The sequence below is a fragment of the Komagataeibacter melaceti genome (genome assembly GCF_003403295.1).
In the GTDB taxonomy this organism is placed as follows: Bacteria; Pseudomonadota; Alphaproteobacteria; order Acetobacterales; family Acetobacteraceae; genus Komagataeibacter; species Komagataeibacter melaceti.
The window spans coordinates 1-17622 of the sequence record NZ_QUWV01000051.1 but is presented as its reverse complement, the minus strand read 5'-3'; the positions used below and the strand labels follow the sequence as shown (position 1 = coordinate 17622).

18 protein-coding genes are annotated in these 17622 nt (G+C 57.9%); 16 read left to right on the top strand and 2 right to left on the bottom strand.

The features are described from left to right. Positions 1 to 92 precede the first annotated feature (92 nt). Together DY926_RS06995 and DY926_RS06990 are read left to right on the top strand one after the other, a co-directional pair. Positions 93 to 602 (top strand): hypothetical protein, encoded by a 510-nt coding sequence (locus DY926_RS06995; protein WP_241503096.1) that lies wholly within the window; start codon positions 93 to 95, stop codon positions 600 to 602. Between the two features lie 190 nt (positions 603 to 792). Further along, positions 793 to 1614, top strand: coding sequence for a 2OG-Fe(II) oxygenase (locus DY926_RS06990; RefSeq protein ID WP_116702720.1), 822 nt, complete (start codon positions 793 to 795; stop codon positions 1612 to 1614). 80 nt (positions 1615 to 1694) lie between these two features. Here DY926_RS06990 and DY926_RS06985 read toward each other — a convergent pair whose 3' ends face one another. Continuing rightward, positions 1695 to 2135, bottom strand: a complete 441-nt coding sequence (locus DY926_RS06985) for a MucR family transcriptional regulator (RefSeq protein WP_116702719.1) — start codon at positions 2133 to 2135, stop codon at positions 1695 to 1697. 261 nt (positions 2136 to 2396) lie between these two features. Here DY926_RS06985 and DY926_RS18095 point away from each other — a divergent pair, with 261 nt between their 5' ends. Further along, entirely contained in the window at positions 2397 to 2714 is a 318-nt protein-coding gene (locus DY926_RS18095) for an Rrf2 family transcriptional regulator (protein WP_116702718.1), read from the top strand. Positions 2715 to 2750: 36 nt separating this feature from the next. On the opposite strand, the gene DY926_RS16980 is transcribed toward DY926_RS18095, so the two are convergent. Next, positions 2751 to 3083: a hypothetical protein gene (locus DY926_RS16980; RefSeq protein WP_148707745.1), complete on the bottom strand. Its 333-nt coding sequence runs from the start codon at positions 3081 to 3083 to the stop codon at positions 2751 to 2753. A 295-nt stretch (positions 3084 to 3378) separates the two neighbouring features. On the opposite strand from DY926_RS16980, the gene DY926_RS06975 reads away from it, so the two are divergent. The 13 genes from DY926_RS06975 to DY926_RS06915 all read left to right on the top strand — a co-directional run bounded on the left by DY926_RS06975 (position 3379) and on the right by DY926_RS06915 (position 16613). Further along, positions 3379 to 4782: an aminotransferase-like domain-containing protein gene (locus DY926_RS06975; RefSeq protein ID WP_116702717.1), complete on the top strand. Its 1404-nt coding sequence runs from the start codon at positions 3379 to 3381 to the stop codon at positions 4780 to 4782. A gap of 340 nt (positions 4783 to 5122) precedes the next feature. Continuing rightward, on the top strand, positions 5123 to 5605 hold the full coding sequence (locus DY926_RS06970) for an MSMEG_0572/Sll0783 family nitrogen starvation response protein (protein WP_010512648.1): 483 nt from the start codon (positions 5123 to 5125) through the stop codon (positions 5603 to 5605). A 24-nt stretch (positions 5606 to 5629) separates the two neighbouring features. After that, a complete protein-coding gene (locus DY926_RS06965; protein ID WP_048851485.1) occupies positions 5630 to 6604 on the top strand; it encodes a Nit6803 family nitrilase in 975 nt (324 codons plus the stop codon). Continuing rightward, positions 6601 to 7710 carry an MSMEG_0568 family radical SAM protein gene (locus tag DY926_RS06960; RefSeq protein ID WP_087608919.1) on the top strand — a complete coding sequence of 370 codons (1110 nt, stop codon included), beginning with the start codon at positions 6601 to 6603 and terminating at the stop codon, positions 7708 to 7710. Before DY926_RS06965 ends, DY926_RS06960 begins: the two co-directional genes overlap by 4 nt. Next, a complete protein-coding gene (locus DY926_RS06955; protein ID WP_087608920.1) occupies positions 7707 to 8270 on the top strand; it encodes an MSMEG_0567/Sll0786 family nitrogen starvation N-acetyltransferase in 564 nt (187 codons plus the stop codon). Before DY926_RS06960 ends, DY926_RS06955 begins: the two co-directional genes overlap by 4 nt. Next, complete coding sequence (locus DY926_RS06950) at positions 8267 to 9241, top strand: sll0787 family AIR synthase-like protein (RefSeq protein ID WP_014106929.1); 975 nt, start codon at positions 8267 to 8269, stop codon at positions 9239 to 9241. The genes DY926_RS06955 and DY926_RS06950 overlap by 4 nt, the downstream gene beginning before the upstream one ends. After that, positions 9238 to 10416 (top strand): MSMEG_0565 family glycosyltransferase, encoded by a 1179-nt coding sequence (locus DY926_RS06945; RefSeq protein ID WP_110096280.1) that lies wholly within the window; start codon positions 9238 to 9240, stop codon positions 10414 to 10416. The genes DY926_RS06950 and DY926_RS06945 overlap by 4 nt, the downstream gene beginning before the upstream one ends. Beyond that, positions 10404 to 10691, top strand: coding sequence for an MSMEG_0570 family nitrogen starvation response protein (locus DY926_RS06940; RefSeq protein ID WP_110096279.1), 288 nt, complete (start codon positions 10404 to 10406; stop codon positions 10689 to 10691). The genes DY926_RS06945 and DY926_RS06940 overlap by 13 nt, the downstream gene beginning before the upstream one ends. Before the next feature lie 16 nt (positions 10692 to 10707). Next, entirely contained in the window at positions 10708 to 11955 is a 1248-nt protein-coding gene (locus DY926_RS06935) for an MSMEG_0569 family flavin-dependent oxidoreductase (RefSeq protein WP_010512404.1), read from the top strand. A gap of 15 nt (positions 11956 to 11970) precedes the next feature. Next, positions 11971 to 13743 (top strand): AMP-binding protein, encoded by a 1773-nt coding sequence (locus DY926_RS06930; protein WP_116702716.1) that lies wholly within the window; start codon positions 11971 to 11973, stop codon positions 13741 to 13743. Between the two features lie 278 nt (positions 13744 to 14021). Further along, positions 14022 to 15455, top strand: a complete 1434-nt coding sequence (locus DY926_RS06925) for a cytochrome ubiquinol oxidase subunit I (protein ID WP_087608923.1) — start codon at positions 14022 to 14024, stop codon at positions 15453 to 15455. Between the two features lie 2 nt (positions 15456 to 15457). Beyond that, positions 15458 to 16477 (top strand): cytochrome d ubiquinol oxidase subunit II, encoded by a 1020-nt coding sequence (gene cydB, locus DY926_RS06920; protein WP_087608924.1) that lies wholly within the window; start codon positions 15458 to 15460, stop codon positions 16475 to 16477. Then, positions 16464 to 16613, top strand: a complete 150-nt coding sequence (locus DY926_RS06915) for a DUF2474 domain-containing protein (protein WP_081477948.1) — start codon at positions 16464 to 16466, stop codon at positions 16611 to 16613. Before cydB ends, DY926_RS06915 begins: the two co-directional genes overlap by 14 nt. Positions 16614 to 17622 lie beyond the last annotated feature (1009 nt).

Sequence of the window (17622 nt, the reverse complement as noted above, 5' to 3'; positions counted from 1 at the left end):
CGTGACAAAGGGGAGACGCCCCCCGGTTACCAATTCTTTACAATAAAAGCCTTCTTATCGGATTTGGAGCTTTATCTGTTGCAGGACCGGACATGACACGTGCGCACCGCAATCCAGATTTCCCTGCAGGCGGAGATGCCGCCCTGTGGCAGCAACTATGCGGACAGCCTGCCGCGGATGATCCCGTTACGCAGATGCTTATGGCAAGTGGTCTACCCGTACTGCATGGCATTATCTTGCCATTTGGTACTGACGAACGTGTGGAGATTGACCACATATTTGCCAGCGCAGACGGGTTGCATACCTTACATGCGAAACATTACATCGCGTGGATCAATACGCCTTCTTCCGAAAAAGAAATCCGGTCGCAGGGCGGGGCTGGAAATTTTGCCTGTAATAGTGATTTCCTGCAAAGTTTCCTGAAACTGGCCGAGGCCGTCAGCACCACCATAAATGATCCATTACCGACACAGGACAGCCCCCCCCGTTCCCGTGACGGGCGATTTCCTGCTCCCGTACAAGGTGCCATTGATGGCCCCCCTGCAGGATCATGCCCTTCTCCTCCCGGAACTGGAAAACATGCTGAATACCTTGGCCGGTAGGGGCCCATTCCGGCCGAATATGGCGAGGCATGGTGCCATATTGGAACAGTGCATCATAAATACGTAGTCGCATCGTCACAGATACAGAATCGAAGCCCTTTCTGAACTTTCCCTGTATGCGCAGCAGACCGGATTTACTAAAAAACATCCCGCTACCCTGCCGGTGGCAAGACTATTATTCGGATAGCAGATGTCGTACGTACCCCTGTTAAAAAAAATGGACCGGTCCGACACTTTCCTGCTGAACAGTCTTGCGCAGGAGTTCAAGACAGCCAGGCCATTTCCACATCTGGTCATGGACGGAATGTTCTGTGATTCCCTGCTGAACGAAGCGTTGCAGGCTTTTAATCTTGATCACATAAACAATATAAATGTATTCCAGAATCAGCTTCAGTCAAAGCGTTCGACCAGCACAAAATCCGTCATGCCTGCAGCAATACAACGGTATTTTGATATTGTGAACGGTGCACCGTTCCTCCGGCTACTGACCAGATTGACAGGAATCACGAATTTGCTTCCCGACCCTTATCTTTATGGGGGCGGCATGCATGAAGTCGCGGGGCAGGGACATTTTCAGGTCCATACCGATTTTCGTTATCACCCCCATACGTGTCTGGAAAATCGCCTGGCTTTGCTGACTTACCTCAATCATGACTGGAAGCCGGAATATGGCGGCTTGCTGGAACTGTGGCAGAAAAATCCAACCCGGCCTGTCAGAAAAATTGTTCCCCGGTTCGGGCGCAGCGTTCTCATGCTCCAGTCGCCTGATTCATGGCATGGACACCCCCAGGCGGCGCGGGCAGGACATCTGCGGCGGACACTCATTACATATTTTTACACGGCGCCCAAAATAAGAGCTGACAGGACGGAACAAAGTACGATCTATCTATCCAACAGCAGACAATCGACCATGCAGAGAGCAGAAATATTCGTACGGAACGTAATTCCGCATTTTGTTATTGATACGGCAAGATGGGTACGACACAGAAAACGGAAGCAAAACTTTAGATAATAGCGTTCGCGTGCTTCATGCTTAGAAATGCTGCTATACTCATGCAAGGTGCATAACACACCCTCTAGGGGAGGGGGCTGTTAAGCCCCCTTTCTTCTGCGGCCACGTTTAGCGATCTTTGGCTCGTGGGCTGCGGTAATCTCTCGTCCCAATCCCATCTCTCGCGCCAGTTCTGAGCGGCGATTGGCATAGTTGGGCGCGACCATTGGGTATTCCACAGGCAGGCCCCATTTTGCTCGATACTGTTCCGGCGTCATGCCATAGGCAACATTGAGGTGACGCTTGAGCATCTTCAGTTTTTTTCCGTCCTCAAGGCAGATAATGTAATCGGGAAATACAGAACGCTTAATAGGGACCGCCGGGATCGGCAGCTCCGAAACAGGCTCCGCTTTCGGAGACAATGACTGGAATACGCTTGTAATCAGATGAGGCAGTTTTTCAGGATCAATCATATTTTTCGACACATATGCAGCAACCATCTCTGCGGTAAGAGATATGCGCCGATTCAGTTCCTCGTCCATGCTCGTTTCCTAACAAATAAATATAGACCCGTTTATGCACGGGCCATCGGGGAATGTGATCCTTTGTATATATTCTAGAGGACCATTTTCCTATATCTTAACTTAAGGAAGGTTTGGAATGTAAGATGAAAGTATCTGCTATGGTGGCTGCTATGTTGAGGGAAACCACTTTAGAACAAGCTAGACAACGATCAGTGCATCATATTTACCGATGCCTCGATGCTAATTTTCTCGATAGTGCAATATTTTGGATGAAGGTTCGTGATCGACTGGATACCATCGCGGAAAGCGGTGAACTGCACTGATGCGACTTACCCAGCACACGGATTATACCTTAAGGTCATTCTTCATTTAGCGCAAAATCCCGACAAACGGTATACTGTGAGGTATGTTTCTGAGCATCACGGGATTTCCCGTAACCACCTCGTAAAAGTGGTGAATGAATTGTGCAATCACGGTGTATTAGGTGGGAAGCGTGTCTGTACCGGGGGAATAAAACCGGCAGGTGCCCCGGAAGATATAACCCAGGGTCTGATCGTGCGTCTCATGGAACCAAGCAACGGGCTTTTTTGCATGTGAACCGCATCATAGACCGCAATATATCCTTGCAGACATTTACGGGTTAAGCCGCATAACAGGGAAAGTCATAAACGCTTTTCTAGCGGTTTTATTACTACAGCTGCAGTTTGTTTTGTTCGTCAATTGTTCATGGCTCCCATACTTTCCAGAAGGCTCGAATTTTAGGCTGTCTACGGCGAGAAAAATCGCAATTTTTTTGTTTTTCTGGCCCGGAAAATAAAGTGCAAATGTAGTGTTAGTATCTTCTTCCTCATATTTTCCAACCGAAACCGGACTTACTGCTTCCCCTCCCGTCGCCGCCCTACAGCTACTGGCAAAGGCTATCTGTTTGGGAACTCGCTGTGGAATCAAGCCCACCACGATATTCAAGGAGCGCACTCCGGACGTAGCGTCAACTGCGACCAGAAAAGAGATAATGGAACGATACATTCTGCCTGTGAACCTATTGGCTCCGGATCGAACGGATGTGGGTCTGGTCGGATCGCTTTAAACAGTGAGTGACAGGGCTACGTGAACTTAACTCTTTGGACAGGACATTAACGCGACGAATTGGCGTGATGACCTGCACGGAGCACCCAATCAGAATCTGTATCGATCATTATTGCACGGATTGTATGGTATATGGTCGAATGGAATCTCATCGAATGTATGGAAATTCCATCCCATGTCCGCATACCCCTATCTCGCCCACTGGAAAGAAGAGATCAGCCGGAGTCCGAACGCGATTTACATGACGCTGGCCGATGCCCTGGCGCTTTCCATCCGCAAGGGCGACCTGCGGGAGGGAGACAGACTGCCGCCACAGCGAACGATCGCAGAGTATCTTGGCACTAATCTGACCACTGTGACCCGGGCCTTTACCGAGGCCCGGCGGCGCGGCCTGATTGACGCAACGGTCGGGCGAGGCACCTTCGTCCGTGTCGGTGCGGGGGAAAGCCACTGGCGCCATACCGGTCCAGCCGTAGTTGACCTGACCATGAACCTGCCGCCCATCCCGCAGGAACCGCCGCTTCAGCGGATCATCCAGAGCGACATCGCAGCTATCCTGAAACAGCAGGATCTGAATAGCCTGATGTCCTATCGGGTCACCGGCGGCACGATTGAGGAACGCCAGTTTGGCGCAAAATGGATCGCGCCCGTCATCGGGCAGCGGCGAACGGATGAAATCCTTGTCTCACCGGGCGCCCAGAGCGCTTTGGCGGCCATTGTCAGCACCCATACCCAGCCGGGCGATGTGATTGTTACCGACCGTATTGCCTATCCCGGCATCCGGACCATCGCGGCGCAGTTCGATCTCATTCTGGTTGGCGTGGACAGCGACATGGAAGGCATGATGCCGGATCAGTTGGACCGGGTCTGTGCCGAACATCATCCCCGGCTGCTCTACTGCATCCCGACCATCCACAATCCCACCACGGCCACCATGTCCCTGCAAAGGCGCAAGGATATCCTGAAGGTTGCCCAGCATCATCATCTTCATATTGCCGAGGATGATCCCTACAGCCTGCTGATGGACAATCCGCTACCGGCGCTGGCAGCACTCGACCATAGCCGTGTCAGCTACGTGGCGACCCTCGCCAAGACGCTCAGCCCCGGCCTGCGCACGGCCTATGTCGCCCTGCCCAATGCGGACATGACCCGACGGGTCGCGGCGGCCATTCGGGCCATTGCGCTCACCAATGCCGGTCTGCTCAGCGCGCTCACGGCGCGATGGATGCAGACAGGGCAGGCGCATACAATCCTGCACGCCATCCAGAAAGAACTGCGCCTGCGCCAGTCCATTGCCCGCAGGGTGCTGGGGGAGGGGCATTGCATGAACCCCGACGGGCCGCATGTGTGGCTGAAACTGCCGGACTGGTGGGGCAGTGCGGATTTTGTGGCGTATGCCCGCAGGCGGGGTCTGGCGTTGGTGCCTAGCACTGTTTTCACCATCAGCGGCGAGCCGCCGCAGCGGGCGCGCATTGCATTGGGCAGCGCGCCGGACGCCGCAAGCCTTGAGGAATCCCTGCATGGCGTGCTGTCGGTCCTGCAACACAAACGCTCACCCGGCTTCGCTGATATTGTGTGACCTGCGCGCAGTGTCTGGAATCGATGGGAACATCTGATTCCGGGGCACGCCATGCGGGCACATGGAAAAACAAAAAGGCACTTCATTCACGACTGCGTGATTATAAAATCACGCTAAAACAGATACTTACGGATGCCCCTTACGATTGTATGGTTGTCGTATATTTTTTGTATGTCTCTGTCTTGGCAGGATGGCGGCATGTAATCTGATTTGAGCCGTTTGTACCTTTTTCATAAGGCATACAATATTTTGGCTCTCTGCCATCCCGTGCCACGTTTGCCTCGGCAACGCGGTCAGTCCCGGCTCCCTGCCGGAGACCGCAGCACACGGGAGAGATACCATGCCGAAAGTCGAACACGCTCCGCATAAAGATGGCGACTGCTTCGTCAATTATGAAAACAAGGTTTTTGAGGACGTCAAAGCCCAGCCCGGCGAAAAAGCCCTCATCACCTTCCACACCGTCGCCAATGAAGGCTCGGTCGGGTTCGTCAACCTGCTGCAGGCCACCCGCCTGATCCGCAAGGGCTTCGAGACGTCGGTGCTGCTATATGGACCGGGTGTCACCCTTGGTGTGCAGCGCGGCTTTCCCCGTCTGGGCGACGAAGCCTTTCCGGGGCACATGAACTGCAACAAGCAGATCGCAAAAATCCTTGAGGAAGGCGGAAAGGTCTATGCCTGCCGCTTCGCGCTTCAGGCCCTCTACGGCTACGGCGAGCAGAACCTGATCCCCGGCATCACGCCGATCAACCCGCAGGACGTGCTCGACATCATCCTGCTGGCCCGGCGCGACAACGCCTTCATCCTCAATACCTGGACCCTCTGAAGGCCGAAGGGAGGACCGCAAGCCATGTCCCGTATCGTTCGCGCCGCAGCCATCCAGATCAGCCCCGTCCTTGGTGACGATGGTCTGGGAACTGCCCGGAAAGTCTGTCAGGCCATCCGCGAGGCCGCCGAAAAAGGCGTGAAACTGGCGGTCTTTCCCGAAACCTTTGTGCCGTACTATCCCTATTTCTCGTTCATCCAGCCGGCTTTCCGCTTCGGTGGGGAGCATCTGGCGCTTTACGAACGCGCCGTCGTCATTCCCGGTCCGGTCACCGACATGGTGGCCGAGGCCGCGCGCCAGACCGGCATGGTCGTGGTGCTGGGCGTGAACGAGCGCGATTTCGGCACGCTCTACAACACCCAGATCATCTTCGACGCCACGGGTGAAATCCTGCTCAAACGCCGCAAGATCACGCCCACCTACCATGAACGCATGGTCTGGGGGCAGGGCGATGGTTCCGGGCTGAAAGTGGTGGAAAGCGCTGCCGGTCGCATTGGCGCACTGGCCTGCTGGGAGCATTACAACCCGCTCGCCCGCTACGCGCTGATGACCCAGCACGAGGAAATCCACTGTGCCCAGTTTCCGGGCTCGCTGGTCGGGCAGATCTTTGCCGACCAGATGGAAGTCACCATCCGGCATCACGCGCTGGAATCCGGCTGCTTTGTGGTGAACGCCACGGGTTGGCTCACCGAAGAGCAGATCAAGGAAATAGCCCGCGATCCCGCGCTGGAAGGGCCGCTGCGGGGTGGGTGCTTCACGGCCATCGTCTCGCCTGAAGGGAAGCTGCTCGGCACACCACTGACGGAAGGCGAGGGGATGGTGATTGCCGATCTCGACTTCGCCCTGATTACCAAGCGCAAGCGGATGATGGATTCCGTAGGGCATTACGCACGGCCCGAACTGCTCAGCCTGCTTCAGGACCGGCGGCCCGCCCGCACCGTTCATTACGTTGGGGAAGCCAATCCGGTTCCCACATCTACAGATGAGGCTGCGTCATGACCATTCCGACGCTCGGTACACTTTCTGGTCGCAAGCTCGTTACCGACCTGCAATCCTTCGGGCTGCAGATCGGTGAGCAGACCGGCGGCATTGCCCGCAAGGGAGGCGCCGGTCCTTCGGATCACAAGACGATTACCATTGCAGGCCAGACCGTCATGGTCCCGGTCTATACATCCGGCGCGCGGCATTCACCATTCCAGGCCAGCCCGCCGGACCAGCACGGGGCCAGCACGCTGCTACGCGATGGGCAGACACTGGGCACGATCCATTTTCCGGCCGCCCCGCGCTTTTACGGACTGAGCACGGCGGACGGCATTCCCTACTGGAAGATCGCCCTGCTGCATGGCCGTGACACGCTGGCGACCACGGTGCACCAGACCTGCATCCGCTATGCCGACCGGCGCACCTCCTGTCAGTTCTGCGCCATCGGCCAGTCGCTGGAGGCCGATCGGACGATCGCTTACAAGACACCGGCGCAGCTTGCCGAGGTCGCCAAGGCCGCCGTGGAACTGGACGGCGTGCGCGACATGGTGCTGACCACCGGCACGCCCAATGTGGTTGATCGGGGTGCTGCCGTGCTGGCGGAATCAGCCCGTGCCATTCGGGCGGCTGTGGATCTGCCGCTTCAGGTCCAGTGCGAGCCGCCGCGCGATCACGGCTGGTTCCAGCGCCTGCGCGACGCCGGGGCCGACAGCCTGGGTATGCATCTCGAAGCCGCAACACAGGCGGTGCGCGAGAAGATCATGCCCGGCAAGGCCACGGTCAGCGTGGATCGCTATATGGACGCTTTCGCCAGCGCCGTGCCGGTCTTCGGGCGCGGGCAGGTCAATACCTACATTCTGGCCGGTCTTGGCGACAGCGCCGCAGATATTCTGGCTCTGGCCGAACGCCTGATTGCGCTCGGGGTCTATCCCTTCGTGGTGCCGTTCGTGCCGATTTCCGGCACACCGCTGGAAAATCACGCGCCGCCTTCGGCCGATTTCATGAAGTCCGTGCTTGCCCCGCTGGGGCGCATGCTGCGCGAGGCGAACATGAAATCCACCGACATCCGGGCCGGGTGTGGCCGGTGCGGCGCCTGTTCCTCCCTTTCGGCGTATGAACAATGACCATGATCCTCGAAGGGGTGGAAGACCGCCCGTTCATCCCCACGGAATATGTCGTGCGCCTTGCCCGCACGCCGTGGGAACGCGCAGGATATCACGCGCTGCGTCACGAAGTATTCTGCACCGAACAGCATGTTTTTGCAGATGACGATCGCGATGCGATTGATGCGACCGCCATTCCCATCATCGCAGCCTGCTGCATGGCGGGGATGCCGGACCGGATCGTGGGAGCGGTGCGCATCCATGAGGCCGAGCCCGGCGTGTGGCGCGGTTCCCGCCTGGCCGTGCATGAAGATCATCGCAGGCTGGGGCGGATCGGGGCGGAACTGATCCGCATGGCGGTCAGCACGGCGCACGGACTTGGAGCCAGACGGTTCCTGGCCCAAGTGCAGGAACAGAACGTGCTGTTCTTCCGCCGCCTGCACTGGAAAAGTCTCGGGGCCCTCACCCTGCATGGGCTGCCACATCACGACATGCAGGCCGACCTCTCACGCTATCCGGCGCATGGGCTGGACCAGACCTGGCTGCTGCGCCCGCAGCCTCGTAACCGGCAGGTGGCATGATGGCACACGAACTGACGACACTGCTGCGCACGCTTCGACACGGTCGGGCCCTTGCGGGCAAACAGGATATTGCCGAAACCGTCGCAATTCTTGGTCGGGATACAAGCGATGGTATCCGCCTAGGAGATGACTGTGCTGCCATACCGGATGGCGATGGCTATCTCCTGCTGGCCAGCGAGGGGTTTCAGGACAGCTTCGTGCGCGCCATGCCGTGGTTTGCCGGCTATTGCGGCGTGATGGTCAATATCAGTGACATCGCGGCCATGGGCGGTCGCCCTGTGGCTGTGGTGGATGCGTTGTGGAGCGATACATCCGAGGCGGCCGCGTCCATTCTGACCGGTCTGCATGAAGGTGCGCGCACCTATGGCGTGCCGGTTGTCGGCGGTCATACCAACATGCGCAGCACCCATAATTCGCTGTCGGTGGCGATCCTTGGCCGTGCCCGTCATCTGCTGACCAGTTTCGATGCCCGACCGGGCGAAGTCCTGATCGCCGCCATCGACCTGCGCGGCCGCTGGCACGACCCGCACCCGTTCTGGGATGCGAGTTCCGCACTGTGTCATACTGAGGGGGCGGCACGCCTTCGGGGTGATCTCGATCTCTTGCCCGGCATTGCCGAGGACGGGTTAAGCCGCGCCGCCAAGGACATCAGCATGGCCGGACTGCTGGGCACCGCCCTCATGCTGGCAGAATGTTCGGGTATCGGCATGACCATCACGCTCGATGACATTCCACGTCCCGACGATGCACCAATGGAACGCTGGCTGTCCGCATTCCCCAGCTATGGCTATCTGCTGACGGCCCGGCCCGAGGCGGCCGGGGCAGTCATGGCCCGCTTTCATGGGCGGGGCATAGCGGCTTCTGTCATCGGTCAGTGTGACAGCACGCAGCGGCTGGATGTCACATGGGCGGACGAGAAGGAAACCTTCTGGGATCTCGCCCGGATGCCTCTCATGGGGTGTGCGCCATGAGGCTCTCCATCGGCATCCTGACCCATTCCACCAATCCGCGTGGCGGCGTGGTGCATGGCATGGCGCTGGCCGAAGCCCTGTGCGACGCAGGCCACGACGCCACGCTCATCGCGCCGGATGTAACCGGGGTCGGTTTCTTCCGCAGGCCCCGCTGCGCCACAAACTGCATCCCGGCTGTGCCCGAGCCCGACCTGCCAACGCTGGTGGAACGCCGTATTGGCGAGATCCGGGACGCCCTGCGCGGGCAGCCTTTTGACGTGCTGCACGCACAGGACCCGATCAGCGCCAATGCACTGGCCGAACTGGTGGAAGAGGGGCGGATACCGGGCTTTGCCCGCACGGTCCACCATCTTGACCATTTCACGCACCCGGTCCTTGCCGCGCGGCAGGAACGGGGGATCAGGGCGGCGGCCGAACTGTTTACCGTCAGCACAATGTGGGAAGATGTCCTGCGCAACGACCATGGCCGCGAAGCCCCGGTCGTGGGCAACGGGGTTGATCCCGTGCGCTTTTCGCACGTCCCAACCGCGCATGATGCCGCGTTGCGGGCGCGGTATCATCTGCCTGCCGACCGTCACCTGATCCTGTCCGTGGGCGGGATCGAGCGGCGCAAGAACACGTTGCACCTGCTGGAAGCGTTTGTGGCCCTGCGCCGCGAACGGCCGGACGTGCATCTGGTTGTGGCGGGCGGGGCCTCGCTGCTGGATCATTCCGCCTACCGCACCCGGTTCACGACGTATCTGCGCGAAAGCGGTGCAGCCGATCATGTCACCATCACCGGGCCGGTTGCGGATGAGGACATGCCCGCCTTCTACCGGCAGGCGGACGTGCTGGCCTATCCGTCCATAACCGAAGGGTTCGGCCTGTGCCCGCTGGAGGCGCTCGCGTGTGGCACGCCAGTCGTTGTGCCGGAAATCGCGCCCTTTACCGAGCATCTTTCGCGGGCAGATGCGCTGTGGTGCGACCTAGCGCGCCCCGACACCCTGTTTCTGGCCTTGCGGGATGCCCTTGGCGCCCAAAACCGCGAACGCTTCCGGGCCAGCGGCCCCGCAACCGCCCGCCGTTTCGACTGGGGCCGCGTCGCCAGTCGGCACCTCCCCGCATACCGGCGTCTGGCGGCGCGGTCGCGCACCGATGCCATTGCTTCAGGAGTTCTTTCACCATGCCCGAAATGACCTTTCGCGTGCGCTGGCCCGATGGGAAGGAGACTGACTGTTACTCCCCGTCGCTGGTCATAAGGGACTACTTCACGCCCGGTCGGGATTATCCGGTCCGGGAGTTTCTTGAAAAGGCGGACACCGCCCTGACGGACGCCAGCGAGCGGGTTCGCGCCCGCTACGGCTTCCCATGCAGCCGCGCCCGTGGCCAGCTTCAGGCCATAAGGCAGGCCAGTGCGCCCTTCCTGAACCAGTCCGACGCGCAGGTGCGCGTCCTGTCCTTCAGTTATTGAGACGAAAAGAACGACCATGACACAGAACGAGAAAACCATCCCCGTCATCATCGTGGGTGGCGGACAGGCCGGGCTCTCCATGAGCTGGTATCTCTGCCGCGAGAAGGTGGAGCACATCGTCTTTGAGGCAAAGACGGCCTGCCATTCGTGGGATGATGAACGCTGGGACAATTTCTGCCTGGTCACACCGAACTGGCAGTGCGAACTTCCCGGTCATCCCTATAAGGGGAAAGACCCGCACGGCTTCATGGTGAAGCAGGAAATTATTGACTACGTGAAGGGCTTTGTCGCCTCCTTCAATCCGCCCCTGCGCGAGCACACTGCCGTTACCTCCATCACCCGCCATGAAGGTGGTGGCTACCGCGTGGTAGCAGGTGGTGAGACGTGGCACGCAAAGCATGTTGTCATCGCATCAGGCGCATATCAGGATGCGGTCATCCCCGGCTATGCCAGCGCGATCGATCCCGCCATCCATCAGGTTCACTCGCAGGATTACCGCAACGCGGCCCAGTTGCCGGAAGGGGCTGTGCTGGTCGTGGGTAGCGGCCAGTCCGGCGCGCAGATTGTCGAGGACCTGTTCCTTGAAAAACGCAAGGTCCATCTCTGTGTCGGTTCCGCCCCGCGCGTGTCGCGCTTCTACCGTGGCCGCGACGTTGTGGACTGGCTTGCGGACATGCACTTCTACGACCTTACGGTGGATAATCACCCTCTGCGTGACGGTGCACGCGACAAGACCAATCATTACGTCACGGGCCGAAATGGAGGCCATGATCTTGATCTGCGCCTCTTTGCAAAGAAGGGCGTTGGCCTGCATGGCACGCTGGAGACAATCCGCGATGAAGTGGCGCACTTCGCGCCGGATCTGAAGGAAAACCTTGATGATGCGGACAAGACCAATGCCGACATCAAGAAATCCATTGACGCCTACATCGCCCGTGAAGGGATCACGGCTCCGACCGAAGCCCCTTATGTGCCTGTGTGGGAGCCCGATGGCAGTAACACCCCGCTCGACCTGAAGGCTGCCGGGATCACTTCGATCCTCTGGTGCATCGGCTTCCGCCCGAACTATCGCTGGATCGACGTGCCGGTCTTCAACGGGGCCAACAAGCCGGTCTGGCATCGCGGCGTGACCGATGCGCCGGGCTTCTACTTCCTCGGCCTGCCATGGCTGCACACCTGGGGATCGGGACGGTTCTCCGGTGTTTCGCGTGATGCCGCGTGGCTGGCCAGCCAGATCACCGGCAAAGACGTGCCTGTAGCCTGAACGGAGTAAAGCGCCATGCTTCCATGGACAACATATGAGGCGATGTATGACGCGGCCACAAGCCAGCCAGAACAATTCTGGCTGGAGGCGGCGCAACGCATCACATGGAAGCAGGCACCTGTGAGCGCATGCAGGACACGGGCGGATGGCTGGCATGACTGGTTCCCCGACGCCACGCTCAACACCTGCCATAACGCCGTCGACCGGCATGTGGAGGATGGACGCGGCGGGCAGGCGGCGCTGATCTGGCATTCCTGCGCCACGAAGGAACGGCAGGTGGTAACCTACCGGGAACTCCAGGGCAGGGTGGCCGGGTTTGCCGGCGGCCTGCGCGCGCTGGGGGTGGAGAAAGGCGACCGCGTCCTGATCGCCATGCCCACCATGATCGAAACCGCCATCGCCATGCTGGCCTGTGCGCGGATCGGGGCGGTGCATGTGGTGGTTTTTGCGGGTTACGCCGGACCTGAGCTGGCTCGGCGGATTGATAGCGTGGCGCCGAAAGTCATCATCATCGCCAGTTGCAGCTTTCAGGGGCAAACCACCATACCATCCCAACTCGCCCTGAATGAGGCGCTAGCCGAAGCCGAGCATAAACCCCAGGCCTGCGTGATCGTGCAGCGAGCGACCTGCCCGGCTCAGCTTCTGCCGGAACGGGATCACGATTTCCATACGCTGGAACAGTCCGCGCCGGCAGAGCCGGTCATGCTGAGATCTGAAGATCCCCTGTATATTCTTCATACATCCGGCACGACAGGTCATGCGAAGGGCATCGTGCGCGACAATGGCGGGCATGCCGTGGCCCTCGCCCTGTCCATGGAGCTGATCTATGGCTGCGAACCCGGCGATACGTTCTTCACGACATCGGATCTGGGCTGGGTGGTAGGCCATTCCTACGGGGTCTATGCACCGCTGCTCAGCGGCTGCACCAGCGTGATCGTGGAAGGCGGCGCATCGGCTTCCGCCATCCGCGCGCTTTGCCATGAGCACGAGGTGAAATGCCTGTTCACCACACCCACCCAGATGCGCCTCATGCGGCAGGAAAGCCGCAACCTGTCAGGGGCCATCCTGCCTGCACTGGCCCGCATTTTCGTGGCCGGGGAGTATGCGGACCCGACATTGCTGGAGTGGGCACGATCCTATTTTTGCAAACCCGTGGTCAATCATTGGTGGCAGACCGAAACCGGATGGAGCATCACCGCGCATTTCTTTGGCCTGCCCGAGCGTGAGCCGGTTGCGCTCATGAACGACATCGGGCGGCCTGCACCGGGATTCCGTCCGGAAATCATGCTGTCCATACCCGGTGAACAGTGCGGCGAAATTGTCCTCTCCCTGCCGCTGCCACCCGGCTGCCTGGCTGGCGTATGGAAGGATGGAGCGATCCATGTTCCTGCAGCTTACCTGGACGAGACCGGCCAGTATTATCGTACCTTTGACGAAGGTATGATCGAGGCCAGCCGCGCCGTGCATATGCTCGGGCGTTCCGATGATGTCATAAAGGTCGCGGGCCGGCGAATTTCGGGCGTACAGATCGAAAAGATCATCGCCGCCCATCCAGAAGTTCATGCCTGTGCCGTAGTGGCCACCCCTGATGAACTGAGAGGCCAGCGACCTGTCGCCTATGTAGTACCTAACTCCGGCGTAGAAGGCAGACCTTCTTCCGAGGAGATAATCGGACGGGTCAATCACGCACTCGGTCGCTGGATTGGCCTTAAGGAAGTCCGCTTCGTCAAACATCTGCCAACAACGGTTTCAGGAAAGATCACGCGGAAACGCCTGTTGGTATCTTAACGTTATCAGGCTCGTACCAGATCATTCTTACGGAAAAATGGTGAGCTCAAACAGACAGTCCGGAGACTCTGCACTTATCAATATGTCATGGTTAAAGGATTATTAGAAAGACGACAGAATGGTAACTGAAGGCGTCTTCAAAAATCAAAAAAATAACAGATGCCTACATCTATCAGACAGTGCGAATATTCCAACAACAAAACCGTCTAGCAGTCTGCATTTATTGAAATTTTATATTTCTTATAACTGCGACTGAATCAGGATTTGGGGAATTACCCATGCAACCATCTCACGATATCGCGCTGCTTCTTGCACGCTTCCAGTTCGCCTTTACCGTAGGCGTCCATATTGTTTTTCCTGCCTTTTCAATCGGCTTGGCAGCCTATCTGGCCGTACTGGAAGGATTATGGCTTAAAACCGGCCGTGCGGCCTATCTTGATCTCTATCGATACTGGATCAAGATATTCTCGATCGTCTTTGGGATGGGCGTCGTCTCCGGACTGGTCATGTCGTATGAATTCGGCACGAACTGGTCAGTTTTCTCGCGGAAAGCCGGGCCTATTACAGGTGTCCTCCTATCGTATGAAGTCATGACAGCCTTCTTTCTCGAGGCGGGCTTCCTAGGGGTCATGCTCTTTGGCATGAACAAGGTGGGACGCGGCCTGCATTATGCAGCAACATGTTGTGTCTCGGTCGGCACACTCATCTCGATGACATGGATCCTGGCATCAAACTCATGGATGCAGACGCCGCAGGGATACACGATTGATGCTGCTACCGGTCGCTTCATACCTGCGGACTGGCTTGCCATCATTTTCAATCCCTCTTTCCCTTTCCGGCTTGTGCATATGGGTCTGGCGGCCTTTCTTTCGGTTGCCTTTATAGTAGGGGCGACAGGGGCGTGGCATCTGCTCAAGGCACGCCGTGCGGGCACCCAGGCAAGCGAACCAGTGCGCCTGATGTTTTCCATGGCGATGTGGATGGCAGCCTTCGTTGCCCCTCTGCAGGTCCTCGCCGGTGACGCCCACGGGTTGAACACGCTCAAATACCAGCCGGTTAAAATTGCTGCGATGGAAGGGGACTGGGAGTCAGAAGCACGTGCCCCTGAACTACTGTTCGGTATTCCCAACATGAAAACCGAACATACGGATTATGCCATCAGGCTGCCGCTGGCCGGGTCGCTCATCCTGACACACAGCCTGAATGGCAAGGTACCGGGCATGAAGGATTTCCCGCGTGACCAGCGTCCGCCTTCTCCCGTGATCTTCTTTTCCTTCCGCATCATGATTGCGCTGGCGATGCTTATGGTCATTGTCGGGTTCTGGTCACTCTGGCTGAGGCACAGAGGAACTCTGTTTAGCAGTCCGGGATTTCATCGGGTCGCCGTATGCATGGCACCGGCCGGTTTCATCGCATTGCTGTGCGGTTGGGTGACGACCGAGGTTGGGCGTCAACCATGGACCGTTTACGGTTTGCTCAGGACATCCGATAGTGTTTCCCCGATTGCTCTGTCCAATATGGCGCTGACGATGACCGTCTTTGTTGTAGTCTACGTAATCGTATTTGGATCAGGCATCGGCATTCTGGGCCGCCTGCTAGCACGCGCACCACAGGAAGGAGAGCATGAGACCAGCCCCTCTCATGCCCCGGATATTCTAGCCACAAGCACTCATCCCAAAGTCATCAATCCCTCTTCTGGCGAAGGAGCCTGAACATGATGGACGTCGCATACTGGCTTCCGATCATATGGGCCGTTATTCTGGTCGCTGCGATCACCATCTATGTCGTCCTTGATGGCTTTGACCTTGGCATCGGAATGCTGTTCGCCGTGGAACGGCATGAAGGCCGCAGGGATGTGATGGTCAACACCATTGCCCCTGTATGGGACGGAAACGAAACGTGGATGGTCCTTGGTGGCGCTACGCTTTACGGGGTCTTTCCTGGGGCCTATTCAACCCTGCTTCCCGCGTTTTACCTGCCGATCGTGCTCATGCTGGTTGCCCTGATCTTCCGGGGTGTAGCCTTCGAATTTCGTATCATGACACGCGGGACTGGACGCGAAAAACTGTGGGACGGTGGCTTCATGATTGGATCGGGAATCGCTGCTTTCTGCCAGGGCGCAATCCTCGGCGGAGTTGTTCAGGGAATCAAGGTCGTGGATGGAGCTTTTGTTGGCAGTTCAATGGACTGGCTGACCCCATTCAGCGTGCTGTGCGGACTGGCCGTCATGTGCGGTTATGCCCTGCTCGGGGCAACTTGGTTGATCTGGCGCACAACCGACGTGCTAGAAGCTTCCTGCCGCAAATGGGCGAAGCTGCTGGCAATCGGGTTGTTTGTATGCATCGTCGCTGTCAGCCTGTGGACGCCTATGTTGCACGCACCCTACCTGCGACGCTGGACCGAGTGGCCCAATATCGTATTTGTCGCACCCGTTCCCCTTCTGGTAATCGCACTAGGTTTTCTACTGACCATCGGTCTGCGTCGTGGGCATTCCAAAGGACCCTTCCTGTGTGCTCTCGGTTGGTTCTTTCTCTGCCTGTCCGGACTCGGGATTACGGTATGGCCGTATGCTGTTCCGCCCGGGTTGACGCTGTGGGATGTATCATCCCCCCCATCCAGTCAATTTTTTCAACTGGTCGGCACCGTCATCTTGCTGCCGATCATCCTGACCTACACAGTCTACTCCTATCGTGTGTTCCGGGGAAAGGTAACGGAAGCAGATGGCTATCATTGAGATTGTACAGGGCAATGGGGACAACGCGCCCCGGCGCCTTAGCCAGCGTATAGGTTGGTTCATCGGCATATGGACGCTTAGCACAGCAGCGTTATTCGCAAGCGCACTACTCGTTCACATGATCGTACCAAAATGACTAAATCTGTGGTTGTTCTGACAACCACAGATTCATTTTTTAACATTGATTATACCCAGTTGAATTCCTGCCACGATCTTATTGAGCCGTTTAGCGGCGATCTTTTGCCTGATTTCGGGTCGCCGGAAATAAATCGGTATCTCACAGAGCAACGGGCCGCCGTCCCATGCTGTTGCCATGATCCGCATTGAACTAGGGCGTTTCGTCAGTTAAGCGGGAGGATTATGCCGCTTGTACTCCCGTTTGATCTGTGATGTTTTCTTCCTGTTGATGGGACGGGAAGAGTGTGAATGCGACGGTATGGTCTGAGCGACAGTCAGTGGAAGCGGATAGCCCACGCGAGCCAGGCCATGCGTGCAGGACGACTGGTCATCATGGTGGACGATGACAGCAAGTAGAACGAAGGCGACGTGGTCATGGCGGCTCAATTCGTGACGCCTAAGCGGCCCAGAAACATAGCGAAACGGCCGACATTGCGAAGGTAATTGCGTTGCGTTCCCTGGGAGAACCGCCGCACCGCCATGTCATCAAGCAGGCGCTGGCGAAGGTGACTGATTGCAGCAATGCACAGGGACTCCGTCATCATCCGGGCTCCTTTTGGTGGGAAAAAGCCAGAGTGCTTGGCCCGATCAGGACAGTTACAAATAAAATAGATCTCTCACGCCGTGGTGACAGACTTCCATGTCACACCAATCCCGCGCAGCGGGTTCGTTCATTCAACTGATCGGTGCATGCGCGGACACTGCTCAGATCGGCAAGGTCCAGGGCAACCAGTTCAGATGCTCAGCCTGCGCGTTCTACCTCAAGTCAGACGAGGTGGTAGGCCTCCTGTTGTATTCCACATGAGGCTTCCCAAATCCCTAGAGAGGTGGTCCCCATTTTTCGGACAGGGCGATAAGCTATCATCTGGCCTGAACGAGGACGGGTTTTATGGGCAAGGTTACGCGGAAGAGGTATGCGGCAGAGTTCAAGTCACGGGTTGCGCTGGAGGCGATCCGTGGGGAACTGA